The sequence below is a fragment of the Nocardia australiensis genome (assembly GCF_020733705.1).
In the GTDB taxonomy this organism is placed as follows: domain Bacteria; phylum Actinomycetota; class Actinomycetes; order Mycobacteriales; family Mycobacteriaceae; genus Nocardia; species Nocardia australiensis.
Genome location: NZ_JAJFZM010000002.1, coordinates 404,032 through 427,775 on the forward strand (window position 1 = coordinate 404,032; position 23,744 = coordinate 427,775).

Annotated in this window: 23 protein-coding genes; 9 read left to right on the top strand and 14 right to left on the bottom strand. The window is 64.7% G+C overall.

The window, feature by feature from the left end; genetic code table 11:
* The first annotated feature begins 467 nt into the window (after positions 1-467).
* Positions 468-893, top strand: a complete 426-nt coding sequence (gene ybiA, locus LKE06_RS16695; protein ID WP_228000648.1) for a riboflavin biosynthesis intermediates N-glycosidase — start codon at positions 468-470, stop codon at positions 891-893.
* Here the strand turns inward: ybiA and LKE06_RS16700 are convergent.
* From LKE06_RS16700 to LKE06_RS33215, 5 genes are all read right to left on the bottom strand, one after another.
* Positions 872-1,948 carry a tetratricopeptide repeat protein gene (locus LKE06_RS16700; RefSeq protein ID WP_228000025.1) on the bottom strand — a complete coding sequence of 359 codons (1,077 nt, stop codon included), beginning with the start codon at positions 1,946-1,948 and terminating at the stop codon, positions 872-874. The genes ybiA and LKE06_RS16700 overlap by 22 nt on opposite strands.
* A 164-nt stretch (positions 1,949-2,112) precedes the next feature.
* On the bottom strand, positions 2,113-2,541 hold the full coding sequence (locus LKE06_RS16705; RefSeq protein WP_228000026.1) for an STAS domain-containing protein: 429 nt from the start codon (positions 2,539-2,541) through the stop codon (positions 2,113-2,115).
* Positions 2,538-3,542: a 1-aminocyclopropane-1-carboxylate deaminase/D-cysteine desulfhydrase gene (locus LKE06_RS16710; protein WP_228000027.1), complete on the bottom strand. Its 1,005-nt coding sequence runs from the start codon at positions 3,540-3,542 to the stop codon at positions 2,538-2,540. Before LKE06_RS16710 ends, LKE06_RS16705 begins: the two co-directional genes overlap by 4 nt.
* A complete protein-coding gene (locus LKE06_RS32815; RefSeq protein WP_372477388.1) occupies positions 3,539-4,525 on the bottom strand; it encodes a D-arabinono-1,4-lactone oxidase in 987 nt (328 codons plus the stop codon). Before LKE06_RS32815 ends, LKE06_RS16710 begins: the two co-directional genes overlap by 4 nt.
* Positions 4,423-4,896 (bottom strand): transposase domain-containing protein, encoded by a 474-nt coding sequence (locus tag LKE06_RS33215; RefSeq protein WP_228000028.1) that lies wholly within the window; start codon positions 4,894-4,896, stop codon positions 4,423-4,425. The genes LKE06_RS32815 and LKE06_RS33215 overlap by 103 nt, the downstream gene beginning before the upstream one ends.
* On the opposite strand from LKE06_RS33215, the gene LKE06_RS16730 reads away from it, so the two are divergent.
* The 4 genes from LKE06_RS16730 (at position 4,840) to LKE06_RS16745 (ending at position 9,026) form a co-directional block, all read left to right on the top strand.
* On the top strand, positions 4,840-5,709 hold the full coding sequence (locus LKE06_RS16730) for an alpha/beta fold hydrolase (RefSeq protein WP_228000029.1): 870 nt from the start codon (positions 4,840-4,842) through the stop codon (positions 5,707-5,709). The two genes, LKE06_RS33215 and LKE06_RS16730, sit on opposite strands and share 57 nt — an antisense overlap.
* Before the next feature lie 47 nt (positions 5,710-5,756).
* On the top strand, positions 5,757-6,266 hold the full coding sequence (locus LKE06_RS16735; protein ID WP_228000030.1) for a GbsR/MarR family transcriptional regulator: 510 nt from the start codon (positions 5,757-5,759) through the stop codon (positions 6,264-6,266).
* A gap of 574 nt (positions 6,267-6,840) precedes the next feature.
* Positions 6,841-8,274 (top strand): aminobutyraldehyde dehydrogenase, encoded by a 1,434-nt coding sequence (locus LKE06_RS16740; protein ID WP_228000032.1) that lies wholly within the window; start codon positions 6,841-6,843, stop codon positions 8,272-8,274.
* A 194-nt stretch (positions 8,275-8,468) separates the two neighbouring features.
* On the top strand, positions 8,469-9,026 hold the full coding sequence (locus LKE06_RS16745; protein WP_228000034.1) for a GNAT family N-acetyltransferase: 558 nt from the start codon (positions 8,469-8,471) through the stop codon (positions 9,024-9,026).
* A 326-nt stretch (positions 9,027-9,352) separates the two neighbouring features.
* On the opposite strand, the gene LKE06_RS16750 is transcribed toward LKE06_RS16745, so the two are convergent.
* From LKE06_RS16750 to LKE06_RS16770, 5 genes are all read right to left on the bottom strand, one after another.
* A complete protein-coding gene (locus tag LKE06_RS16750; RefSeq protein WP_228000035.1) occupies positions 9,353-9,631 on the bottom strand; it encodes a YciI family protein in 279 nt (92 codons plus the stop codon).
* A 239-nt stretch (positions 9,632-9,870) separates the two neighbouring features.
* The gene (locus LKE06_RS16755; protein WP_228000038.1) at positions 9,871-10,062 is read right to left on the bottom strand and encodes a hypothetical protein; all 192 of its coding nucleotides are present in this window, start codon (positions 10,060-10,062) and stop codon (positions 9,871-9,873) included.
* Positions 10,063-10,093: 31 nt separating this feature from the next.
* Entirely contained in the window at positions 10,094-10,888 is a 795-nt protein-coding gene (locus LKE06_RS16760) for a class I SAM-dependent methyltransferase (RefSeq protein ID WP_228000039.1), read from the bottom strand.
* Between the two features lie 32 nt (positions 10,889-10,920).
* Entirely contained in the window at positions 10,921-11,187 is a 267-nt protein-coding gene (locus LKE06_RS16765; protein WP_228000044.1) for a MoaD/ThiS family protein, read from the bottom strand.
* A gap of 40 nt (positions 11,188-11,227) precedes the next feature.
* Entirely contained in the window at positions 11,228-12,412 is a 1,185-nt protein-coding gene (locus LKE06_RS16770) for an acyl-CoA dehydrogenase family protein (RefSeq protein WP_228000045.1), read from the bottom strand.
* A 647-nt stretch (positions 12,413-13,059) separates the two neighbouring features.
* Between LKE06_RS16770 and moeZ the strand changes: the two genes are divergently transcribed.
* A complete protein-coding gene (moeZ, locus tag LKE06_RS16775; RefSeq protein ID WP_228000047.1) occupies positions 13,060-14,244 on the top strand; it encodes an adenylyltransferase/sulfurtransferase MoeZ in 1,185 nt (394 codons plus the stop codon).
* 363 nt (positions 14,245-14,607) lie between these two features.
* On the opposite strand, the gene LKE06_RS16780 is transcribed toward moeZ, so the two are convergent.
* Positions 14,608-15,186, bottom strand: a complete 579-nt coding sequence (locus tag LKE06_RS16780; protein WP_228000052.1) for a recombinase family protein — start codon at positions 15,184-15,186, stop codon at positions 14,608-14,610.
* 346 nt (positions 15,187-15,532) lie between these two features.
* A complete protein-coding gene (locus LKE06_RS16790) occupies positions 15,533-16,201 on the bottom strand; it encodes an HXXEE domain-containing protein (protein ID WP_228000054.1) in 669 nt (222 codons plus the stop codon).
* 142 nt (positions 16,202-16,343) lie between these two features.
* On the opposite strand from LKE06_RS16790, the gene LKE06_RS16795 reads away from it, so the two are divergent.
* The 3 genes from LKE06_RS16795 to LKE06_RS16805 are packed head-to-tail and all read left to right on the top strand — an operon-like array spanning position 16,344 to position 18,904.
* Positions 16,344-17,003 carry a TetR/AcrR family transcriptional regulator gene (locus LKE06_RS16795; RefSeq protein WP_228000056.1) on the top strand — a complete coding sequence of 220 codons (660 nt, stop codon included), beginning with the start codon at positions 16,344-16,346 and terminating at the stop codon, positions 17,001-17,003.
* Between the two features lie 33 nt (positions 17,004-17,036).
* Positions 17,037-18,050, top strand: a complete 1,014-nt coding sequence (locus LKE06_RS16800) for an ATP-binding cassette domain-containing protein (protein WP_228000057.1) — start codon at positions 17,037-17,039, stop codon at positions 18,048-18,050.
* Positions 18,047-18,904 carry an ABC transporter permease gene (locus LKE06_RS16805; RefSeq protein WP_228000059.1) on the top strand — a complete coding sequence of 286 codons (858 nt, stop codon included), beginning with the start codon at positions 18,047-18,049 and terminating at the stop codon, positions 18,902-18,904. The genes LKE06_RS16800 and LKE06_RS16805 overlap by 4 nt, the downstream gene beginning before the upstream one ends.
* Positions 18,905-19,095: 191 nt before the next feature.
* Here LKE06_RS16805 and LKE06_RS16810 read toward each other — a convergent pair whose 3' ends face one another.
* Both LKE06_RS16810 and LKE06_RS16815 read right to left on the bottom strand, forming a co-directional pair.
* Positions 19,096-22,110 (bottom strand): Tn3 family transposase, encoded by a 3,015-nt coding sequence (locus tag LKE06_RS16810; protein WP_308188379.1) that lies wholly within the window; start codon positions 22,108-22,110, stop codon positions 19,096-19,098.
* Between the two features lie 502 nt (positions 22,111-22,612).
* On the bottom strand, positions 22,613-23,464 hold the full coding sequence (locus LKE06_RS16815) for an alpha/beta fold hydrolase (RefSeq protein ID WP_228000060.1): 852 nt from the start codon (positions 23,462-23,464) through the stop codon (positions 22,613-22,615).
* Positions 23,465-23,744: the final 280 nt, after the last annotated feature.

Consider the following 23,744-nt stretch of genomic DNA (forward strand, 5'->3'; position numbering starts at 1 on the left):
TGCCAGAACACAGCACCTCAGCGCTTCAGCGAGCGTTCAGCGGCTGGAGAAGCTCAGCGCCTCCGCGGTATCGGTATCAGCGGTGATTCAGTAACCACGCGCGATGATCTCGATCAGAAGTGCCGGGGAGTCGGAGCCCCCGTGTGATGCGCTGGCAGAGTCCGAGCCTCCGCGCGCAGACGGATGAAGTACGCGCCGACCGCGCATGCTCCGTTCATGCCAGGACTGCCATTCATAGTGCTAGAACCTACGACATCGAGTCGGTGTGCGCGAGGGATTTATCGCGCCTGGAAGCGGAAAGTGTGGTCACCTCGCTGAGCTCGACACCAGTGCAAGTTCGCAATGGGCTGGACCGGCTTGTGCGCAGACGCAATTCGTGCCGACGTGCTGTGTGGTTGGCCGTTGCGGGACCCCACCGGTAAGCGTCGTGAAAACCGGCGGGCAAGCGCGGTGGTTGGTCCGGCAGACTGTCCGGCCTACGGTTCGATACCGCTGAGCACTACATGATGTGGGGAAAGGCCATGTTGTTCGGTGATACCGAGATCGCCGGGCGGGTACTCGCGGCCGGACATCCCAAGCATGCGAAGGACCTCGGGCGAAAAGTGCACGGATTTCATCGAATCATCTGGGAAGCAAAACGGTTCGATATCGTCGTGACCGGCAATGTCGCGAAATTCGGGCAACATCAAGACTTACGTGAGTATCTGCTCGGCACCGGCAATCGAGTGCTCATGGTAGCCAGTCCGGTGGACCGGATCTGGGGGATCGGACTGGCCGCCAACGATCCCCGCGCCGAAAATCCGGCGTGGTGGCGCGGCCTCAACCTGCTCGGATTCGCGCTGATGGCCGTGCGCGACGAACTGCGTAGGGCTCACCCCGAGCTGAGGGAATGATTACCGTCGGCGGCACGGGCACGCCACAGCTGTGCTTCCGACGGATTGCCCCGGCGTTCCAGCAATTCGGCAAGGCCGATCATGGCGCGTGACTCGCGACGATCGGCCGCCGACCGCCACCATCGTTCGGCGGCGGGCATATCGCCGCGGCGAAAGCTGACCACGCCCAGGTCGTAGGCCGCCGTGGCATGTCCAGCGTCGGCGGCCTGCACCCACAGGCTGCACGCTTGCTCCACCTCGCCACGGCGATACATGGCCACGGCCAGCTCATAGAGAGCGCTGCGATAGTCGCGTCCCGGCGCGCCGCCCGGCTCGTCGGCTCCGGTAACGGCGACCGGCTGGGTCGGTGCCCCGAAGGGCGAGTCCAAAGGATCGGGTTCGTACCGGCTCGACACCGGTTGGCTCGGAGACGGTTGGCTCGTGGCCGATCGAGTCGTTGCCGCTGGGCTCAGTGTCGACGCGGTGGGTGCCGGAACGTGTGGACCCGGAAGGGGTGGCACCGGCATGTTTGGCACGGAAATGCTTGGCTGCGGGGCTGATTCAGCGGGCGCGGCCTCGACCGTGAGTTCGACAACCAGGTTCGCGAAATTCGGCGGCCCTTCACCGACGCTGCACCACAGCACGAGTTGGCCACTGGGTGGCTGTTCGATCAGCATGCCGTAGTTGCCCGACCACGACTGTTCGATTCCGAAGGGATCGACCCACACCGGAGTGAGACTGAACAGCGCATCCGCAGCGTTCGGGAAAACCTCGAAGGTGATGCCCGATGTCAGCGCATCGCTCCAGACATCGACACCGCCCAATTGCTTACCCGCGAGTCCGATGTATCCATCGATCACCGACAGACCGATCCCGTGTCCACGAAGCCCGGTGGGCGGTGCGGCGGACAACAGCATCATGCTCACCCAGATCGGTACCGGTCCGACGCGCTCGGTGTACATCGGATAGACCATGCTGCCGTTCCAGCGGATCGGATCGGCGGTTTGGTAGCGGGCGGCCAGCGGTAGGTTCTCGGCCGAATTCTGTGTATGCCACTGCGAATACGGCTGATTCATCGCGCGCCCGCCTTTCCCGTGATGCTCATCGCCCACGTCCTGCGCGGGCGCGGGTATACCGTACCGGTCCCGGATGTGTTCGGCGTCTCATTCCCCGCCCGATCGCATGCCGTGCCGCCGAAGAGTTCTCCGGTTGTCCTACTACCCGATCCGCCGATGTTCAATCAGGCAGAAGTCGAGTTCATCAAGATTTCTGCAAACGCGCCGCTCGGGCCGCGGGTGGCGTTTTGCGGCGCACGGCCAGAGACAACAAAGTGTCTGAATTCACTGTTACAGACACTTTGTCTATTCGCTGAGAATTGGATGACCCTGATGGCCGATCTGCGCGAAGAACGGCAGCCGATGCAAAAGAGCATACAGCGCCAATTGGCCGGCATTCCTCCACTTGTCTCGACCAGGTGGTCGGCGACCGGGGAGTCGACCGCAGGCACGCCGGAGATGTCGAGAACCACCGCCCGGCTGCGGCGCATCGCCTGCCAGCTCAACAAGGGCGAATCCCTGCACGCGCTGCGGCGGGACCTGCTGTACGCCCACGTCTCGCGGGTGAAAATCGCGTACGCCAGGTCGGTGGCGGAGCGTTCAGCGAGGGTCATGCGGAATCCTTGGGTCCGTAGGTGTTCAGGAACAGGACCGGGCCTGCACCGAATCGCTGTCGTGCGTCCATGGCGAGTAGACCGGCTATCGCCTTCGCGGTGTACACAGGTTCGAGGTCGAGACCCTCGCGCGCCGTGAGCTGTTGTGCTGCCAGAGCTTCCGGGGTGACAACGCCGTACCCGTCGCCGAGCCAATCACGGACCATGGTGATGTCGCCGGGCTCGAGCCCCACCCGGGGTAGCTGCGCGCCTCGGCTACGGAGCAGGCGCTCGCCCTTCTCTGCGAGCTGCACGATATGCCGCGCGTCCAGCGGCAGTGTGTCATTCACGATGACGCCGACCACTCGCGTGCGCAGTCCGGCCAGCCGCAGTCCCAGGGCCAATCCCGCCGCTGTCCCACCGGACCCCACCGCGGTGACGATGTGCGAAGGTTCCGGCAATGCCCCCGCAGCGACCTGTTCAGCGAGTTCGAGGGCGGTTTCGACATAACCCAGTACGCCGATCGGCGAGGATCCCCCAGCGGGCAGCAGGTAGGGGAGACGTCCATTTCTGCTGTGCCGCAGTAACAGCCACGGCGCCATCGCGATGGTGCGCGCCTTGGTGTGGGTCCGATGAATGATCGCGCCGGAATCGTGGAGCCGGTCCAATTGCTGCCGCACGTGATCGTCGACGGGTTGGTCGATCAGCGCCAGCACAGTCCGCAGTCCGAGGTCTCGCCCGTACAGCGCTGCTGCCAGACCCCAGTTGGTGCCGAGGCCGCCGACGGTGAGCATGGTGTCCGAGCCACGCCGAAGCACATCGGGGAGAATCCACTCCAGTTTGCGAATCTTGTTGCCGCTCCAGCCGCCCCACCCGAATCCGCTTTCATCTTTGCACCACAGCGGGCTTCGGGTCGACAGGGCGGTGAGTTCGCGCACCGGAGTGGGGCGCTCGCCGAGCGGGTGGAATGGCAGTGTCGCCAACACTTCGGGAAACAGCTTGTGCAGCAATGGTTCTGTCATGAGCATGCCTGTCCGAGAACGCGGCCGATGTAGCCGTTGGTGAACATGTCCTTGGGATCGAGACAGCCACGTACTGCGGCGAACTTATCCCACTCGAGATACCGGGGACGCGGGGTCTCGGCCGTCTGCGAGTGATGCTTGCTCCAATGTGGGTGTCCGGCAAAGGAATTGAATACCTCGAATTCCCGTCGCTGAGCGACATCCCGGACGGCGCGTACGGCGGCGGCCGAATGCTCATGGGGGATCGCGTACCCCATCTCGTTGAATCGCACACGCCGCGGTGTGGCGAAGATCCGGCCGGATCGATCGAGCCGATGCGCGTAGCCACCGGCACGGGAGACGACCCGATTGAGCAGCGGAATCGTCCGCGAAGCCGCCCGGCCGAGCGCTACCGCCGCATCCACCGGATTGCTGGTCTTGGTCATAGCGAGATGGCTGTGCGGGAAGGTGAAGAATTCGAAATGCCGGTTGCAATCAGGCTCAGTCAGTGTCAATGCCGCCCCGTCACCGAGCCCCAGCGTCAACGTCGAGGTTTCGGACTCCTGGATACGCCGAGCATCTGCCGCCCCAATATTCAGCGCCGACAACAAACTCCGCGCAACCTCCAAAATGGCCGAGCCGGCCGCCGTCAGATCGACACTGCGGGTGGACCGATGCAGCCCCAAATCCTTCTCCAACTGCTTGACCTGTGCACTCAGCGCCTGCTGAGCAACATGCAGCCGCCCGGCGGCCCGTGTGAGGTTGAGCTCCTCGGCGACCGCCACGAAATAGCGCAAGTGTCGCGTATGCACATCCACCCCCGGAGAGTACCGACGGAGTTGATCGGGATCGGCCGAGAGACCCGCCCATCCACGTGGAACGCCATGACGACAGCCGGTGGCTACGACGGTGAGTAGCCGCAACATCGGGTAGCCGGCCACTGCGTGGCCAGCACCATGGAGGCCGTAGACGGCCCGGTTGGCCGTGCTGTCGGGGATATACATCGTGGTCGCGTCGATCGCGCATACCAGCAGCCCCTCCACCGCACCGCTCCGGCCGTGGGGCCGGCCAGGAAGCCGAACAACTCCCGCAACGGCCCCGCACCGATCCTCCGACGCGCCTGCATCAACGCCGATGACGTCAGGGCTGCTACACCAGCGCCGAGCCCACACACCATCCGAGCCCACACCTGCCGATATCCCAGTCCAGCGAACAAACCTCCGGCCAGCAGCAGATATACCACCACCCGTGACGGCAAATCACGAACCCGTGACGCAGTTGTTGCAGTAATTACTGCAACAACTGTAATGTCGATGGCATGGCTCCTCCCATCGACACGGCCGCTGATCTCGGAGACAGCGTCTACATCGAACAACCCGAAGGTGAGCTGCGGGTCCTGCAGCGAGGCGCCGATGGTTCGCCGGTCCTGTTGCTCAGCGGCGCGGGCAACGACAACGTGTCGCTCAGTTGGCGTCGCATGATTCCCGCACTCGCCGATGAACACCGCGTCCTCGCTCTGGACTGGCCGAAGCAGGGCAGCAGCCGACCCTGGAACGGCGTGGCCGATCATGAACGAATGCTCGGCTGTATCACCGCCGTGCTTGATCACTTCGCATTGGAAAAGGTTTCGCTCGTGGGACTTTCGCAAGGCGGTGCGCTCGCGCTCGCCTACGCGATCGAGCATCCGGGGCGGGTCGACAGACTTGCGGTCCTGGCACCCGCTGGGATCATTTCGTTCCCAGTCGGAGTGCACCAACTGCTGTGGCTGGTCGCGAAGTCTCGATTCCTCGCACGCACCTTGCCGACCCTGATATTTCGTAGTCGTGCCATGTGCGCGCGGTTCGCCCGGAAGGCACTGTTCGCCGGGCCCGTCGACGACTTCGATCAGATCGTCGACGAATACCACGCGGGCGTAGTGCGCAACGGGGCTGGATCGTCCGACTGGCAGAACGCTTCGATCGGATTCCGGGCGATGCGCGTCGACCTACGTCCACGGCTGCACGAGATCAAGTCACCCGCGCTCATCATCCAGGGCGGCCGGGATGTGGGTGTCGACCCGAAGCACTCGCGTGCCGCCGCAGACCAGATCCCCGGTGCGCGATACCAATTGATCGATGGTGCGGGTCACTGGTCGAATCGGCAGGAGCCCGAGAAGGTGAACACCATGATCGCCGAGTTTCTCCGATGACGAGACCGGTCTCCGGTTCTCCCCACGGTGGTGGTCAGAATGGACCGATGTCTGATCCGACCGACAGCGAACTCGACTTCGTCGATGAAGTCGCGGCATTCTTCGCCCGCGAGGGACTGCCCCTGATCTCCGGGCGCGTCATCGGTTGGCTCCTCATTTGCGAGCCCGCCGAACAGAGCGCGGCCGAGCTCGCCGACGCGCTCGCGGTGAGCCGAAGTTCGATCAGCACCGCCACCCGGATGCTGACCCCGAGCGGATTGGTCGAAGGTGTGCGTAAACGCGGCGAGCGCCAGGAGTACTTCCGCATCGCCGCGGACGGCTGGAGTCGAATGCTCGAGAGCCGCTACGCGAAGACGACCGCGTTCCGTCATGTGACCGAGCGCGGGCTAGAGGTGCTCGACGGCGCGTCGCCGCAACGGCGCGAGCGACTGTCCAACGTCGCCGAGCTGTATCGATTCCTCGAAGGTGAGTTACCGACGATCTGGGCCAGATGGGAACAACACCGAATCGGTCCGGACCGCAGGAAAGGTCTAGGGGAGAGTCGTCCATCATCGTGACCACGCCGTCCCGTTCGACGATTCGTTCCCACTCGTCGCCGGTCACGACGCCCGCCAGGTTGCCGCCCAGTCGCTTTCGTGCTCCCCGCCCGCTGATCGGGCAGGCGGTCGCATAACACCATCCGACCCGACGCCCAGGGGCGACCAAGAAATGGTCCGTATGCGGCGCGTCGGTGAGCAGATCTTGCGTCAAGATTGACAAAGCTGGTGAAGGCGAAACAGGTCGTGCTGGACCATAGGCATTGGCTCGATTCCACAATTGCCGTAAGGCAGGAGGTTTCGCGCATGGAAGGAGAATGAAATGGTACACAGCTTATCCGAAAACTTGAATGACAACATTCAAACGAAGGCGAAAGTCGTTGCAACGGAAGACAAAACGATGCTTTTCACCGCAATGTGCAAGGTTCCGGCTGCGTCGTCCTCAGCGGCAACAAAAAGAGTAAGATCAATCCATTCGGTGTCGATAAAACCGAAGTGTTTATGGACAAGTAATAGCAGGCGATCAGATCGCTAAATCAACCGAATATCCCACGCCAGAGAATTGTCGACTGAACAGAGCACCCGAGGAGGCACCATGACAGTGGTCAAGAACTTCATCGACGGCAAGCTCGTCGACTCGGTCGGCGGTGCGACGATGGCGCTCGTCGACCCTGCGACCGGCGATCAGTACGGCACCGCCCCGGCGTCCAACGAACAGGACATCGACAACGCGTACGCAGCGGCGGCCAGGGCGTTCTGCGACTGGAAGCGCACGACGCCGTCGCACCGCCAGAAGGCGCTGTTAGATTTCGCCGACGAGTTGGAGAATGCCGCCGACGCGCTTGTTGAGGCCGAGGGCCGCAACACCGGCAAGCCAAACCACCTCACCTTGGCCGCCGAGATCCCGCAGATGCTGGACCAGACCCGATTCTTCGCGGGGGCGGCACGGGTACTCGAGGGTAAGTCGGCATGCGAGTACCTGGCTGGACATACATCGTGGATCCGCCGGGAGCCGGTCGGCGTCATCGGGCAGGTGACGCCGTGGAATTACCCGATGATGATGGCAATTTGGAAGTTTGTTCCCGCGATCGCGGCGGGCAACACCGTGGTGATCAAGCCGAGCGACACCACCCCGGTGACGACGGTGATGCTGGCGGAACTGGCCTCCAAGCACCTGCCGCCAGGCGTGCTCAACGTGGTCACCGGTAATCGGGTGACCGGCGCGGCGGTGGTGGCGCATCCGACCCCGGAGATGGTATCGATCACCGGTTCGGTGGCTGCGGGACGTGCGATCGCGGAGTCGGCGGGAGGCCGCCTGAAGCGCACGCATCTGGAGTTGGGCGGCAAGGCGCCGGTAATTGTGTTCCCCGACGCCGATATCGCTGCTGCCGCCAAGGGCATCGCGGCCTCGGGCTATTTCAACGCCGGGCAGGATTGCACTGCGGCCACTCGGGTGCTGGGTCACGCGTCGGTGGCTGATGATTTGACCGCCGCGCTGGCCGAGCAGGCCGGCAGTGCAACAACGACGTTCGGTAAGGCCGCGGATGACGAGGACGCCTGGGTGCCACCGGTCAACAACGCCAACCAACTACGGCGGGTGCTCGCATTCCTCGATGAGGTGCCCGATCACGCTTCGGTCCTGGCCGGTGGGCACCGGCAGGGCGACCACGGGTATTACGTCGAGCCGACGGTCATCGGCGGGCTGCTGCAATATGACCGGCTGAGCCAGAACGAGATCTTCGGCCCGGTGATCACCGTGCAGTCGTTCACCGACGAAGACGAGGCGATCCGGTGGGCCAACGGCGTCGAATACGGGCTGGCGTCCTCGTTGTGGACCAAGGATCTGTCGAGGGCGCTTCGCGTGTCGGCCGCGCTTGACTTCGGCTGCGTATGGATTAACACCCACACTGCGCTGATCGCCGAGATGCCGCACGGCGGGTTCAAGTCGTCCGGGCACGGCAAGGACCTGTCGATGTACGGGCTGGAGGACTACACCCGCGTCAAACATGTGATGGCCAAGATCGACTAGCTAGTTCTCCGCGAGCAATCTCCATCCCAGAACCCGGCCGCCCGAAAACCGTCATTGATCACCAGAGGAGCGGTCACGTTGCGTTGCCATGGAATCCCTGTCGGCCATCGGCGCCGCTGCGTACCAGTCGCTTGCGCGGAGCCCGTCGCGCCAGCACGTCAGGTAATGGCTCAGGCGGCAACGACTGTCCGCCGGTGACTGGACCGGCTGAGCAGCCGAGGTCAGCCAATGCAAAGGCGATGGACAACAAGGCGATTCCCGCAATCCGCGAAGATAGGAACGTGACTCTCACCCACCCTGTTTCGATCCGCCAAGCTGATGATCGCGACGTTCCAGCGCTGGCGGCACTGCGCCGACTGTGGTCAGAGGAACAAGATGGCCGAACGCTCGGGGACGATACCTTCGAGGACCAGTTTGCCCAGTGGTACGCGACGGAATCGGCGCGCCGCGTCACCTTCCTGGCTCAGATCAACAGCAACGCAGTCGGAATGGTGAACCTCGCCATCTTCGAACGAATGCCCCGGCCCGGACAGCCCGCCTCACGATGGGGCTACCTCGGCAACGCGTTCGTCCTCCCCGCACACAGAAACCAAGGAATCGGCACATCGCTGCTCGACGCGCTCATCGCACACGCACAAGGCACCGGCTGCGTCCGCATCGTGCTTTCCCCGACCGACCGCTCACTGCCTTTCTACAGACAAGCAAAATTCGGCCCCGCCACCATGCTTCTCGCACGATTCCTCGACAAATGACCCAACAAACCTGCCCACAGCCACAGTGAAGACAGCGCAACCCAGCCCGTTCAAAAACCTGTATTCCTCACCGCAGTAACAGTATTCGTCATCGCCTCGGTCTTCTCCGGTGCCGCGCAGACACTTCCACAGCTGATCGCTACACGCGGTGCGGGGCATCGGCGGCGGGGCTCTGTTCGTGGCGCCGTCCATCGCGATCTCGGAGTTGTATCCCGTCGAGTGGCGCGGTCGGGTGCAGGGCCTGATCGGGGCGTTATTCGTGATCGCCGGTGCGGATGTGTACGGTGGACGTCCGCACCAGCGTGCGGGCGATCACTCGGTGTCGGTCAGCGGACGACCGCGTCGAGCATCGGGTAGATATGAAACTGGCCGAGGTCGCCCCGGATCACCGGGTCGTCAGCGCGCAGTACTTGCGCATCGGCTTCGGTCGCGACCTCGACGACCGCCAGCCCCCATACGCCCGTTGGGTCGCCGACCGGACCGTAGACGATCGCGACACCGGCATCCGCGTTCCTGCGCCAGTAGGCGAAGTGGTCGGTCATCACCGCGGATTCGGCATCGGTGAGGTTGGCCGGGAAGTCCAGCCGGTGTGGAACAAACTTCAAGACGAAGTAGGCCATAGCGCACGCTACCGCATGCGCCCCTGTCCGCACGCCGGTCGCTCTGGCTCGGGTCGCGCCACCGCTGTCTGCCGCCAGTGCTCGGCGGCGCGGATCAAGTCCTGACAAACCTGATTCAGGAACTCGCCCATAAAGTGGCTACCAAGACTGGTACATAGCAACGGTCACGACGGCCGCAAGATCAACATCCGGCAGCTGCTCAACCACACCAGCGGGATCTTCGGCTACACCAGTGCGATGATGTAATCGTCGGTGACGCAACAGGTTTGCCGCGACTGCCATGCGAGCGCCTGTTCCCCGAACCATGAACCGTGGGCGGCCACGTGGTATGCCCAGCCGGATGACTTCGCGAATGGGCCGTCCTCCGTCGAGGCTTCGGGTAGACCGTGCTGGGCGACGATGTCGTCAGCTGTCACCCAACTTGACGAGCCGTATGTGAGCGGGGGACTAACCCTCTGCAACGACGGCTGCGACGAGGTAGTGCGAGGTGTTGTCGAGTAGATACGAACCGTCGTCGCGACGGTAGGGCGAGATTGATTCAGCGACGGCGTCGGCCACCTCGGCTGCTCCTGAGTGAGCGATCGCCAGTGCCGCAGGTCCGGTCGATAGCAGGCCACGCAGAGCTGTGCTCAGGTCGGGGTATTCCCAAGGGCAGGGTACAACCCACCATCGGCCGGGGACCGCCCCCGCGCTGGTTAACAAGGCTTCCAGCGTTGTGGGGTCGGTGAGATCCGGCCGAGTCGGTGGCTCCGGCTGCGGTGGCGGCATGAGGGCGCCGAGATCGAGCAGATACGTGACGGCATCGCATTCGGACGGCGGACCCCAGGTCGCGACTACGATGCGGCCTCCCGGCCGGGTGACTCTGATCGCCTCAGCGATGGCCAGGCCGGGGTTGGTGGCGAAGTGAAGGCAGTTGAAGGCAGTTACGACTGCGAACTGGTTGTCGGGGAACGGCAGGTCCTCCATACCGCCGATATAGAAGGCCGCCCGGGGTGCCTGCTCGCGGGCGATCCGAACCAGAGCGGTGGACGGGTCCAGCCCGCTGGCTCGCGCACCCAGCGCGTCAGCGAGGCGAACGAAAGCGCCTGCGCCGCAGCCGATATCCAAGAGTGTCTGTCCTGGCCAGGGCGACAGCCTGCCGAGCACGTCCGAGAAGACCGGCCACATCATCGGTTCCTGGATTTCGGCCCAATCGAGAGGATGTGCCCCCCATAGCGCACCCTGGTGTTCCGCGGGTTGCATTATGCATCACTCCGTGGGTTGCTGGTCCGATGTCAACCGCCGGCGATCGCGGTAAGGAACTCAACGCGATCATCCTCGGACAGAGACATCGCATTGTCGGGCTGTGCGAGGACTTGACCGTTCAGGCATACCCGGTGGGCACGCCGGAGGCGGCCCGAGTTGTCTAGCAAGATCCGCTTGAGGTCGGGGAACTGGCGCGTCAGCTCGTCCAAGGCCGTGTCGAGCGTCGACGCCGCGATCGAGATCGAACGCTGATTGTTGGCAGAGCGCAGCAAAATGCCATGGAAGTCGAAGATCATGGCCGTTCTCCATATCTCTTGATTTTCCCTGGACTCAGGGTTATACGAGGGATTCCGGGTTGTTCGGCGGAGCTGGAATAACTGAGGTCATGAGTTGCCGCGCCCGGGCGACCACACCTGCCCCCAGATTGGCCTCGAGGATGTCCTGGGTACCAGCGGCGAGGGACAGTCCCGCGAAGTCGCGCATGTATCTCCCCAGGTGCGGGGTTCCGTAAAAGGCATGGCCGCCCAGGATGCCGAGTGCACGTTCGAGGACGAAACGGATCTGCTCGACGGCAGCGTATTTGGCCGCCGCGACCACCGGGTCGAAGACCAGCTCGTTGCGGCCGTCGGCGACGCGGGCGAGTGCGTGATAGAGCATGCTCCGAGCCGATTCGACCGCGACGTACATACGGCCCAGCGACGCCTCCACATTCTTCAACTCGGCAACGGGTTCGCCGTATCGCGTGCTGGTGATCAGGTGTGTCGCGCACTCCTCCAGGACCGCTTGGGCGCGACCGAGCGGGGCGCACGCGATCCACAGTCGCTGATTACTGAGGAACCGCTGGGCGTGGGTGAGACCGTCTGTCGCCTCCAGAATTCGGTCGGCGGGCAGCAGAACGTCCTCGAAGGTCACGGAGGCCGCACCGGCAGTCCGCATTCCCAGCGGTTGCGAGGGCGTCACCGTCACACCGGGATCATTACGTTCCACCATGCATGCCTGCATATCCCCGGCCTCGTCCATCACATAGGTCAGGAACACATCGCTCATCAGGCCGCCGGTGATGTATGACTTGTGGCCGGAGAGGATATGGTCATCGCCTTTGCGCCGCAGCACAGTGCGGAATGAGAAGGCGTCGGCATCCTCGGTGTAGGCGATGCCGGCTCCGGAGCGGCCCTGGGCAATCGGAACCGCATACCTCTCGATCAGGTCCGCGCGTCCCGACTCACATACCAGCCGCGCAATATCGACCTGATGATTCATTATCAATGGAAGGGCCGAGTCTTCGCAGTAGTAACCAACCTGCTCGAGCACCATGCCCCAAGTCAAGGCATCAACATTCTCGCCACCCGCCACCGGCGGCAATGACAGCGCTTGCAGTCCGGTTGCGCCGGTCGCGGCCATCAACTCCGGTGGTGGCGGGAGCCTCGCGTCATCACGCTCGACGACAGTCTTGTTGATCTCGGCCAGCAGTCCGCCCCAACGGTCGCGGACAAGCTCGGCGACCTCGGCTCGGCGGTCCATCGGACGAACTCGCGTTGGGCACGCAGGAAGGTGTCCAACTGCTTCCGTCTCCGCCGCGCGGCGGTACCTTGCCACCGCCTGGCAGCCTGGGCAACATGCGGATGCATCGAGCGCATCCGGTTGCCCGCGCGTCTGCGAGCCTGTCTTCGACTCGCCGGCATTTCCAGTGTTTGTAACGGCCTGCATGCCTGCCAGCGTATGGGGCTGATCTCCGGGGAGGGCCAACTCCATTTGGACCTCGATGACCGGCAAATCTGGTGCTGCCCAAGGGAAATCGAACCAGTCCAGGGCGACACAGCGGTCCACGGAAGCAGCCGTTCGTGTGCGGCCTTCTACCGACCATAGCGTTCGGGCAGGTCACGCCACGGCGCACCGGTCCACAGCTTCCCCGAGATCGCGTTGATCACCTGCCGTGATCACGCCACCGTCGACCCCGTCCTGATACCTGTGGTGACAGGTCGGAACGGGACTCCGCGCCCTCGGATGTCCGGAGTGCTCCAAACAACGTTGGTCCCTGTTTCCGGCATGATCGTCCGACCAAACCAGGTTGCCACCACCTTGCAGTCGCGGGCTTACTGTCATCGAATACGGCCATCACATGAGCGCACCCATTGCGATCGACCCATTCGATTCGAGGAGTCCTGGACGTGCCATCACCAAAGTCCCTCCCGCCGCTGGTCGAGCCGGCCGCGGAGCTGACCAAGGATGAGGTCGCGCGCTACAGTCGCCACCTGATCATCCCGGATCTCGGCGTGGACGGCCAGAAACGGTTGAAGAACGCCAAGGTGCTGGTGATCGGTGCGGGCGGGCTCGGATCCCCGGCGCTGCTGTACCTGGCCGCGGCGGGTGTCGGTACCCTCGGCATCGTCGAGTTCGACGAGGTGGATGCCTCCAACCTGCAGCGCCAGATCATCCACGGCGAGTCCGATATCGGCCGTCCCAAGGCCGACAGTGCCCGCGACTCGATCCTGGAGATCAACTCCGGTATCGATGTGCGGCTGCACAAGATCCGGCTGGAGCCAGAGAACGCGGTCGAGTTGTTCGGCGAGTACGACCTCATCGTCGACGGCACTGACAACTTCGCCACCCGCTATTTGGTCAACGATGCCGCGGTACTGGCGGGAAAGCCGTATGTGTCGGGCTCCATCTACCGTTTCGAAGGCCAGGTCTCGGTGTTCTGGGAAGACGCACCGGACGGCCGCGGCATCAACTACCGCGACCTGTACCCGGAGGCTCCGCCGGCCGGCATGGTGCCGTCCTGCGCCGAGGGCGGCGTGCTCGGCGTGCTCTGCGCGTCCATCGGCTCCGTCATGGTCACCGAGGCGATCAAGCTGATCACCGGCGTCGGCGAACCGCTGCTCGGCCGCCTGATGGTGTACGACGCACTGAACATGAACTACCGCACCATCAAGCTGCGTCGAGACCCGCAGCGGCAGCCCATCACCGAGCTGATCGACTACGAGGCGTTCTGCGGTGTGGTGTCGGAGGAGGGCCAGGCCGCCGCGGCCGGCTCCACCATCACCGCGCGCGAACTGAAAGACCTGATCGACGCGGGCAAGGACATCGAGATCATCGATGTACGCGAGCCCGTCGAGTGGGACATCGTGCACATCGAGGGCGCCAAGCTGATCCCGAAGGATCGGATCCTCTCCGGTGAGGCGCTCTCCGAACTGCCGCAGAATCGCCCCATCGTGCTGCATTGCAAGACCGGAATCCGCTCGGCCGAAGCCCTCGCCGCTCTGAAACGAGCGGGCTTCTCCGATGCCACTCATCTACAAGGCGGAGTCATAGCCTGGGCCAACCAGGTCGATCCGTCACTGCCGACCTATTGACGTGTGACCAATCCGTACTGCGGTTCACCGACCGCGACGGGCTTCGGTTGACCGCGTTCGCCAGTCGCCGGACCTGGAACTACGCCACCGCGCCCGCTGCGCCGCCTCGCGCGGCACCTACGGCGCGAGCGCGGGCACGCCGAGCTGACTCTGGGCCGGGGTATCGCGGTCGGCCACGGCCAGGCTGGCGCCCTCGATGGGGTCGATAGGGGACTGCCACGACAACGCAGTCATCGAATCCTTCTGGGGCAGAACGCAAACCGAGCCGCTCAACCGGCAAAGATGGGGTCCCGGTAGTAACCGTGCGAAAAACAACGACAATGGCTTGACCAGCAATGATTGTCGGACCGCGGTCGTGGTCAGCTATGGGGTTGTCTTGCCGAGGTGGCGGTAGATGGTTGGACGGGTGACGCCGAACTCGGCGGCGATCTGCTCGACGGTGTATCGACGTTCGCCCCGCTCATCGAGTTCGTCGTACATCTGCCGCGCCAGATCCACCTGCCGGGGCCCAAGTTTCGGCTTCTGCCCGCCGGTGCGTCCGCGAGCGCGGGCCGCGGCCAGGCCGTCGCGGGTGCGTTCGGACATCAGAGCGTGTTCGAATTCGGCTATCGCGCCGAGGATTTGGAAGAACATCCGCCCGACGGCGGTGGAGGTGTCGATGCCCTGATCCAGGACTACCAGGTCCACGCTCCGTTCCTGCAAGGTCTTCGACAGTTCGATCAGGTGCTCGAGGGAGCGGCCGAGCCGGTCGAGCTTGGTCACCACCAGTTGGTCTTTGGGCCGGTTGGCGACCAGCAGCGCCTTGTTCAGCTCGGGGCGGGAGGCGAGCTTGGCGGAGGCCTTGTCGATGAAGATCTGCTCGCAGCCGGCCGCGGTGAGCGCGTCGTGTTGGGCTTCGGGGTGCTGGTCGCGGGTGGAGACTCGCCCGTAGCCGATTCGCATGGCCCGGGAGTGTATCGGAACCCCCGACAGGTTGACGTTGGCGCGTACACGGCAACCTTTACAGATTCGGTGGGATCCGACCTGCGGGAATCCCCGGAGGCCCAAAGTGTCTCGTGAACGAACGTTACTGATTCATGACCGGACTACCCGTCAGGTCGTACCTGTCGCGTGCGTCGATCGCGGTGGTGTCGATGCGCTGGGTACGTGCGCTTGGGTGGTTCCCAGGTCCCCTGCGCGGTCAGGTATTCCAGCTCATCGGTCTGCGACCGGCGATCCAGCCACAACGCCCCGGGACCACCGGGTGGCATCGTGGCGATCGGTGGCGCCGACTGCTGCGCATCACCCATCACAGCTCGCCATCTCCCGGTGCCTGCGGTGCGCCGAAGGGGCCCATCTGATGAGCGGTGAAGGCATAAGGGCTGTCCTTGTCCGCGCCGCGCACGTTGGGCGCGGCCACCCCAAGGACCCCGAAAACGACCAGGACGCCAAGGGTTTTGAGCCAGTCGCTGCGCTCGATCGGGCCCTGCGCACGCAACGCCGAGAGATAGGTGATGCCGATCGGGACGTGCAGCAGCGCCGCGGTCAGCGCGCCGGGGGTGTACTTGGTGTGCAGTATGCGGGGCATCAGAACGCCGTGGGCGATCGCTTGCACTATGCCCAGCAGCACGGGCGGCAGGCCCAGCCACTTGACTTCCGGGAGGAGCATCGGCGGCACGTAGAGTGCGCGGAAGGAGATGTTGGCGCACATCGCCGAGTGCGCGTTGAACGGGTAGTTCTCGGGCTGGTCGCTGTGGAAGATGCCGACGTTGACCATGCCCGGGAAGTAACCCGGGTCGACGTATTCCTCGTACTGGTGTGCGCACATCGTCATGGCGTTCATCACCGACAGGGCGCGCAGATTGGTCTGCGATTTACGCCCGGCCAGCAGACTCGCCCCACCCAGCGCCATCGCCTGCACCGCGGCTACCCGAGGCCATTCTCTGCGGTAGATGTTCAGCAACTCGGTCTTCTTCACGGCTTACTCTCCCTTCCCGCTGATGTCATCGGCCCAGCTGGATCGGTACGACACCGCACGTACCCGATATCGAGTCCACCGACTCCAATAGCGCTACACTAGCGTATCGAAACGGCTTCGTAGCGGAAATATGCAGGCGCATATGAACAGGGCAATTGAGCAGGATTGCGAGGAGGAGGCCAGCGTGAGCCGAGACGGTGACGCACAGAGCACCCGCCCCCGGGGCGGTCGTCCCCTCGACAGCTCGCGTGACCTGGTTTTGCGGGAGGCGGCGCTGGCGCTGCTGGCCGAGGTGGGCTACGACCGGCTCACCATGGACGCCGTGGCTACCCGCGCCCGCGCGGCCAAGACCACGATCTACCGGCGCTGGCCGGGCAAGGCAGAACTTGTCGTCGATGCGCTGAACAGCCTCAAGGGTGCCCCCGATATCGCCGACACCGGATCGCTGCGCGAAGACCTGCGGGCCCTGGCGGAGTCGATCACGAGCGCAGAGGGCCGGTTCGGGGCCCGAGTGACGATCGGCATGCTCAACGCCCTGGCTCGCGATGCTGAATTACGGCAGGTGTTCGAGGACAAGTTCATCGCGCCGCGGAGGGCCGGATTCCGCACGGTGTTCGAGCGCGCGGTGTCCCGAGGCGAGATACCCGAGGGTCACGACCTGGACCTGCTGGCGGGGCTTTTCCCGGCGCTGGCACTGCAGCAGCTGGTGACCTCCGGCGAACTCCCCGATACTCGCATCGCCTGCCGTCTCATGGACCAGGTCGTCTATCGCCTGGCCACCGCACCGCCGCTGAGAACCTGACCGACCCGGATACCACCGCAGGAGGCGAGCCACATGGATGACGATCGTGCAGGAACCGGCCCGATGATCCAGGCCCAGGGGCTGACCAAACGTTACGGGCGCACACAAGCGTTGGCCGGTGTGGACTTCGCTGTGCCCGCCGCGACGATCCTGGGCCTGCTCGGCCCGAACGGCGCCGGCAAGACCACCGCGCTGCGGATCCTGACCACCCTGGCCCGACCCGACGCCGGACGCGCCACCGTGGCGGGCATCGACGTAGTCGCACATCCCGAGCGGGTGCGACGCTACATCGGTGTCACCGGGCAGGAAGCCACCCTCGACCCCCTGCTGTCCGGGCGCCAGAACCTGGTGATCGTCGGGGAACTCTCCGGCATGGGACGAGCCGCGTCACGGACCCGGGCGAGGGAGCTGCTGGCCCAGTTCGACCTGGCCGAGGCCGCCGACCGAGTGGTGACGGGCTACTCCGGCGGCATGCGCCGCCGCCTCGACCTCGCGGCATCGCTAATGACGCGACCGCCGGTGCTGTTCCTCGACGAACCGACCACCGGCCTGGATCCCACCGGCCGCCAACGAACATGGGACACGATCCGTGCCCTTCGCGGCGAGGGAGTCACGGTCCTGCTGACCACGCAATACCTCGAGGAGGCCGACGCCCTGGCCGACCGTATCGTCGTCCTCGACCACGGCACCGTGATCGCCGAAGGGACCGCGCAAGAACTCAAGGAGGCCAGCGGCACCGCGCACGTCGAACTCACCCTCGCCGAACCACACCCAGGCGCGATCGATGCCATCACACCGCTGGTGACCGGGCCCGTCCACACCGGAGAGGACCCCCGGCGCCTGAGCGCGAGCGTGGACGCCACCTCGGGCCTGGCCACCGCCCTCGTACGCGCACTCGACGACGCCGGTGCCCTCGTGGACAACATCGAAGTACGACGCCCCTCGCTCGACGACGTGTTCCTCGCCCTCACCGGCACACAAACCACCGAGACCGACGAGGGTTCCCGCCGCGCCCGTGCCGACCACGAGCTGGAGGTGCGGGCATGACCGCGATCGCGACCGCTGCGTCCAAGACCGGCGACGAGCCGCGGCGCTCGTCGGCGAGTGTGGCCGGTGCGCTGTGGCACACCTGGGCCATGACCCGCCGCAATCTGATTCACATCTCCCGCGCGCCTATGCAGCTCTCCGACGTGACCATTCAGCCGCTGGTGTTCACCCTGCTGTTCGTCTACATCTTCGGCAGCGGCATCCCGATCCCCGGCGGCGGACGCTACGTCGACTACGTCCTGGCCGGAGTTCTGGTACTGAACCTCGTCAGCTCCACCACCGGCACCGCGGTCGGTCTGAGCACCGATCTGCACGAGGGCATGATGGACCGCTTCCGCACCCTGCCCATGTGGCGCTCGGCCATCCTGGTCGGGCGATCACTCGCCGACCTGCTCACCGCGCTGCTGTGTGCCCTCATCGTCGCACTGACCGGCCTGGCCCTGGGATGGCGCCCCGAAACCAGCATCGCCTCGATCATCGCGGGATTCGCGCTGATGCTGTTCTTCTCCTACGCGGTCTCCTGGGTATCGGCCTGCCTGGGCCTCAACGCCGACAACCCCGAAACAGCCGCCTCCTTCGGGCTCATCCTGCTCCTGCCCCTGACCTTCGTCTCCAACGCGATCGTCCCCACCCAGAACATGCCCGGCTGGCTCCAAACGATCACCACCTGGAACCCCGTCAGCTCGGTCGTAGCCGCAACCCGCACACTCTGGGGCAACCCCAACCCATCCCACACCATCCACGCCTGGCCCATGCAACACCCGATCCCCGCCGCACTGATCTGGTCGACCCTGATCCTGGTCATCGCAGCACCAGCGGCAATCGGCTTCTTCAAACGCAAGACCACCCAATAACGCCGGGGTACCGCACCCGAGAACCCGCACCGTCCGGCCAGGGTTGCCCTCGACGGAAACGGATCAGAGCTTGCGACTGTCCGGGCACAGTTCAGCGAGATCGCATGCCCCAACTGCTGCTCACCCAACCAACCGGAAATCGGCCCCTTACAGGACGTAGACGAGACGAGAGGCGCCCGCTGGGAGCGCGGTCAAAAGAGGGTGTCGCGGACGCGGAGCGGCTGGTACCCGGTCGGCCCGAGATGGGCGAGTTCAGCGTCGATGTCGACCTCGATCGCACCGAAGAAGTTGATGTTCTCGCTGTGTGCCGGAGAGATATGTGCCAGCACGCCGTCATCGATGCGTCGGCCCTCACGGCGCATCTGCTCTACCGCGAGCCCGTAATACTCTGTGGTCCAGACGATCACCGCGTTGGTGGCCAGGGTCAGGCACCAGGCTTGTTCGGTTTGTGCTTCCAGGTGGCGGGCGCGGAAGGCTCCTTCGTGGGCGTAGATGAGGCCGCGCTTGAGCGCGTGGATGGATTCGCCCTTGTTGAGCTGGCGGGTGATCTTGCGCCGGTAGTCAGGGTCGGTCAGGTACCGGCAGGCGTAGATGGTGCGGCGCATGGCACCGTATTCCTTCAGCGCCGCGGCAAGCGCGTTCTGCCGACCCGACGCCGACAGCTTGCCGACCAGCAGGGACGCGGTGGCGTGCCCGAACTTCAACGACCCAGCAAGCCGCAGCAGATCGTCATAGTGCTCGGCGATCAGGTCCAGATTCAGCTTGCGGGTCAGCAACGGGCCCGCGTGCGGAAACCGCGCCTCGGCGTCGGCGCGTGGTGTCGGCCGGTAGAAGGTGATCCTGCCCAGGTCCCGGATGCGCGGTGAGAGCTGCATCCCGAGCAGGTCGAACAGCGCGAAGTTCACCAAGGTGACGCCATGGGTATCTGTCGCATGCTCGGTGATCGGGAGATCGGTTGCGTTACCGAGAATTTCATCGAGCACGTAGTGGGCTTCGCGTCGGGTGGTGACGATGACCTTGGTGCCGTAGGTGGTGTGCTGATCGGTCACATGGCTATACGTCGACAGGCCCTCCTCGGCGAACCACAGGTTGACCGCGCGAGCGGTCAGCGATTTGCCGCGCGTCGGGAACCGCTGCCCATCCGAGGACGACAGGGTGCCGGTGCCGAAAGCCGCTGTCAGCGGCAGTCTTTGGTGGTAACCGATAATCGCCAGATTCGCCGCGCGCAGCGTCTCCTCCCGCACGTACCACTCCGATGTCCACGCGAGGATGTCGTAGGAGATGCCGGACGCTTCGGCCATCCGCGTAAGCCCCAGATTCGTGGAATACGCCAGCAGCACCGCGATCAGATTGCGTTTCAGCTCCGGGCTGCGGGCCTGCTTGCCGCCCGCGTGGGTGAAACAGCCCAGATATCCGGTGCGGTTGTCCAGCTCGATCAACAGCGACACGATCGGCACGAACGGCAGCATCTCGGTCAGTTCGGCCTTCAACGCGATTGCCGCGGTCGGGATATCCTCGGCGGTCAGCGGTGAGATCACCAGATCCCCGACATCATCCAGGCGCACCGGCCCGTCACCGGCGGCGAGCACCTGCTCTAACTCGCCGATCGCCTCATGCCACTCGTCGGTGAGCGCCGCCAGTGCATGAGCCGCATCGGCGGATTTGCCGACCAGACGGCAGAACTCGGTGCGTTGCGGCTCCCACTGCTCACCGGTGAGCAGGTAGGCGGCCGGATCGGCATAGCGCCGCGACCCCGGCACGAACACGTCCCCGGCGCGCAACCCGTCCCGCAGGCCCAGCAGCACACACAATTCCCAATAATGCCGGTAGGCAACGGCATTGCCGCTCTTGTGGGCCTCGTCGAGGTAGCCGCGCCACTTCGTCGGCACGAACCCGGTCGGCGCATCGTCGAACACCTTCCGGCGACCAGTCGCGTTCAGCTCGCGCAACATGTCCACCGCGATCAGCAACTCGGTCGCCGCGGTACCGCCGGCGAACCGCACCGCCGACAACACCGCCGGAGTGAACTTCCGCAGATACGAATACGAACTATCGAGAGCGGCCAAGTGCCCGTGATCGCGCGGAAGCCGCGGGCGGGCTTGGGCTTTCGCCGCCCGCAACCGTTCCCACCCGATGCCCTCGCCCCGGATCAATCCGCCGACATCCTCGTCGGGGGTCTGCGGGTCGATAATGATCGAGAGCAGGTCATCCAGCAGCGCTTGCCGGTCATCCCCGGTCTTGCCGCGTTCAGCGAGTTCCTCACGCATCCGGTTCTCGGCGGCACTGAACTTCGCCGACAGCGACTGGTCGAACAGTGCCACCACCTCATCGAGCACATCGGCCGCGGACTGCGCCAGCACTGTCAACAAGATCGGATACCGACGCTCCGGATCACGCCGTTCCAGAGCTTGACCGGTCAGGCGGCGGCCCAGCGTGGCCAGGAAACGGCGGCGCTCCGCTGGGAGCACTGACATGTCCAGGGTGTCCGCGCCCAGACCACGCACAAACCCCAGCTTCTCAACCTCGTTGCGCACGGCGGCCGCTGACGCCTCCACCGGGCCGATGGACAACCACCGCAACCGCGACATCCGGATCGAGGCATCAGTGGCCAGCAGCGCATCCAACTCCGAGCGTCGTTGTGCAGTCAGTTCGTGCGCCAACCGGTCGTAGGTCTCCTGTTGCGCGCGCTCGCGCGCGTGCACGACGCGACGAACGACAGTGTCGGGGCTGGGCCGGATCACCCGCGCCGAGAGCAGATACTCACACCCCAACCGGAACAGCAATGTCGGCGAATCATGCTCCATGGCCCGCGCCAACAGGAACTCGTCCATCTCCTTCAGCTCCATCGATCCTGCTGATCGCCACCCCAGATACTGGGCCGCCAACCGCAGATGCTCGGTGCGCGTCTGCGCCCGCTTACCGTACGAACGGATCAGCGTCGCATCGACTTTCAGTTGCTCCGCCAACCGGGCCACCGCCACCGCCGGCGCGGCGGCCACCTTGTCTGGCACGAATCCCAGCCACGGCAGCGCGCACAACGCCACCGACAAACCGAGCCGCTCCGCTGGGCCGCGACCGCGGCCCGGCGTGATGAACGCGATATCGGTCGGGGTGAGCGTGAAGTACCGGAACAACTCCTCGCGGCTGATATCCGGGAACTCCCGCAGACGCGCCAACTCCTCGTCCGCGAACACCTGCATCGCCACGAAACCCGACCTCCAGCACGCCGACCAACCTCATCGGCAGCCAAGCCAAGCACCAATCACGATGCCCTGCAGCCCGAACCGGAAGCCCGACATCACCACTGGTCAAGCCATTGTCGTTGTTTTTCGCACGGTTACTACCGGGACCCCAAGATGGAGGACCAGGATCGAACTGGCGAACGCGATCTTCGCGACCGGGCAACGCACGCAGTGGCACCGCCGCCGACCATAAGCAGGTGTTGGGTGAGGCTCTGGCGCGGCTGGCGTGGACACCGTCGTGGCGGGTCGGACGGAAAGTATTGGCGCTGCACAGTCGCGTCGCAGCTAGCCCGTCGCAACTCGGACGGCGGCTCGTGACCACCGGACCGGTCGACGCCCCGGCCCGGACGCGGTCGTCGCCGCCGTCCTTCGCATCACGGTATTCCGCATCGAGAACCGGCCGCCGATCTCTCAAACGGATGGGATCCGGCGCAGGCACCCCGCAATTTCGGGTGCGGTTAGTGCCTCACACGACCGCAGGTCGCCGGGACGCGTTTTCAGCGATGGCCGCGACGATCTCATCGAACAGCGGCTCGGGTAGGTCGTGGCCCATCGTGTCGAGTGGTAGGTAGACCGAGTCGGGGATCGCGGCATGGGTCGCCTCGCCGCCAGCGATCTTGATGAGCGAGTCCTCCGCGCCGTGGATGACCAGCGCGGGCAGCCGCAGCTGCTTGAGGCGACTCCTGCGGTCGGGAGCGATGAGGGCCGCGACCACCTGACGTGAGGGGCCGTCAGGGTGCTGCGCACGGTCGTAGGCGTGGGTCGCGAGCGCGTAGCGGCGCTCGCGCTCATGCTCGGCGTAGGTCTTCGAGCCGATGATCGCGTACAGGTTGGCGATCTGCTCGATCGCCTCGTCACGATCCGGCGGCGGCTTTTTCGTCAGCTCCCCGAGCACTTCACCATCGGCCATGCCGATGAGGAAGTGCGGCGTGCTCATGATCGAGCACAGCGATAGCACCCGCTGGGGGTGCTCGATCGCGAGTAGCTGGGCGACCATCCCGCCCAGCGAGGCGCCGACGACGTGCGCCTGCTCGATGCCGAGATGATCGAGCAGCTCGACAGCGTCCCGGGCGACCGCCCGCAGGTAGTACTGGCTCGGTGCGGTCTTCCATTCGGTCAGACCGCTGTCGCGGTTGTCGGGACGGATCACCCGGTAGCCGCGCTCAACGAGGCGGTCGACGATTTCTTGAGGCCAGTGGATCAGTTGCGAGCTGAGCCCCATGATCAACAGCAGCGGTTTCCCCGACTCATCACCCTCGTCGCGGAAACACATCCTGACCTCGGACAGCTCAGCGAACTCGTCGCGCGCGTCGTTCATGACAAACCTCCCGAATTTGTGGCCGATGACTGCAAATACACAGCAAGCAACGCGGGTTGATGTGAAATCATCGGTCGATCAGAGATCATGCACCAAGGCCGGCTACATCCGACTGCCTAGATCGCGACAAGTAGCAAGCATAGGGCAACATAGGACCGCGCTCCATCCCTTGCCGAGAATCGGCCGGATCTGTGTTCAAGCATCCGACCAGGAGTTGCCGACGCTGTCCGGAGACGTGATCGAGGGCCCTGCGGACGAGCGACGTGAACCGGCCCACCCG

Excerpts from the sequence above, each read along its gene's own strand:
- LKE06_RS16700 (WP_228000025.1), bottom strand. The coding sequence starts at position 1,948 with ATGAATCAGCCGTATTCGCAGTGGCATACACAGAATTCGGCCGAGAAC.
- LKE06_RS16705 (WP_228000026.1), bottom strand. The coding sequence starts at position 2,541 with ATGACCCTCGCTGAACGCTCCGCCACCGACCTGGCGTACGCGATTTTC.
- LKE06_RS16710 (WP_228000027.1), bottom strand. The coding sequence starts at position 3,542 with ATGACAGAACCATTGCTGCACAAGCTGTTTCCCGAAGTGTTGGCGACA.
- LKE06_RS32815 (WP_372477388.1), bottom strand. The coding sequence starts at position 4,525 with ATGTATATCCCCGACAGCACGGCCAACCGGGCCGTCTACGGCCTCCAT.
- LKE06_RS16730 (WP_228000029.1), top strand. The coding sequence starts at position 4,840 with ATGGCTCCTCCCATCGACACGGCCGCTGATCTCGGAGACAGCGTCTAC.
- LKE06_RS16735 (WP_228000030.1), top strand. The coding sequence starts at position 5,757 with ATGTCTGATCCGACCGACAGCGAACTCGACTTCGTCGATGAAGTCGCG.
- LKE06_RS16740 (WP_228000032.1), top strand. The coding sequence starts at position 6,841 with ATGACAGTGGTCAAGAACTTCATCGACGGCAAGCTCGTCGACTCGGTC.
- LKE06_RS16760 (WP_228000039.1), bottom strand. The coding sequence starts at position 10,888 with ATGCAACCCGCGGAACACCAGGGTGCGCTATGGGGGGCACATCCTCTC.
- LKE06_RS16765 (WP_228000044.1), bottom strand. The coding sequence starts at position 11,187 with ATGATCTTCGACTTCCATGGCATTTTGCTGCGCTCTGCCAACAATCAG.
- LKE06_RS16770 (WP_228000045.1), bottom strand. The coding sequence starts at position 12,412 with ATGGACCGCCGAGCCGAGGTCGCCGAGCTTGTCCGCGACCGTTGGGGC.
- LKE06_RS16780 (WP_228000052.1), bottom strand. The coding sequence starts at position 15,186 with ATGCGAATCGGCTACGGGCGAGTCTCCACCCGCGACCAGCACCCCGAA.
- LKE06_RS16795 (WP_228000056.1), top strand. The coding sequence starts at position 16,344 with ATGAACAGGGCAATTGAGCAGGATTGCGAGGAGGAGGCCAGCGTGAGC.
- LKE06_RS16800 (WP_228000057.1), top strand. The coding sequence starts at position 17,037 with ATGGATGACGATCGTGCAGGAACCGGCCCGATGATCCAGGCCCAGGGG.
- LKE06_RS16805 (WP_228000059.1), top strand. The coding sequence starts at position 18,047 with ATGACCGCGATCGCGACCGCTGCGTCCAAGACCGGCGACGAGCCGCGG.
- LKE06_RS16815 (WP_228000060.1), bottom strand. The coding sequence starts at position 23,464 with ATGAACGACGCGCGCGACGAGTTCGCTGAGCTGTCCGAGGTCAGGATG.